1 protein-coding gene is annotated in these 516 nt (G+C 68.4%); it reads right to left on the bottom strand.

Going from position 1 to position 516, the window contains the following annotated elements; genetic code table 11:
* Nucleotides 1-516: alpha/beta hydrolase (locus tag BHU15_RS37730; RefSeq protein ID WP_218028105.1), on the bottom strand; the 516-nt coding region annotated here is incomplete at both ends.

Genomic DNA, 516 nt, shown 5'->3' with positions numbered 1-516 from the left:
GCGCCACCCAGCGCGCCCATTCCCATGCCCTGGGCCTCCCCCTTCGCCGGCGTCCGCGTCACCGGGTCGTTCTCGGCCGCGCCCACGTAGACATGGGCTCTGCCGACTCCCAGATCGTCCGCGGAATCCGCACCCGTTCCCGGGCTTCCCACCAGCACAATGTCGTCGACGCCCGGAATACCTCCCTCCCGCTGGGCGGCCTGGCCCACCGTCAGGGAACCGTACGAGTGGCCCATGGCCGTCAAATGCGGGTCGTCGTTCTCGTTCGTCGCCGCGATTCCCGCCATGAAATCGCCGTACGCCGACGCCCCCGCTTCCGCGTTGTCCGTGAACATGACGTCCGTATTCCCCGTGATGTCGTCCGTCGAAAGCTGCGGCGCGTCATAGCCCAGCCATACGATCGACGCCGTCGACGCGTCGTATTCGGCCGCGCCCAGCAATGTGTCCCTCGCCCGCTTCAGGTCGTTCTCCGCGAACGCCTCGTCCAACGCCGTCCCCAGCCCCGGCACATACGCC

Source organism: Streptomyces niveus (genome assembly GCF_001723055.1).
GTDB lineage: Bacteria > Actinomycetota > Actinomycetes > Streptomycetales > Streptomycetaceae > Streptomyces > Streptomyces niveus.
The sequence above is the reverse complement of the archived record's forward strand: the minus strand, read 5'-3'. Positions and strand labels throughout refer to the sequence as shown.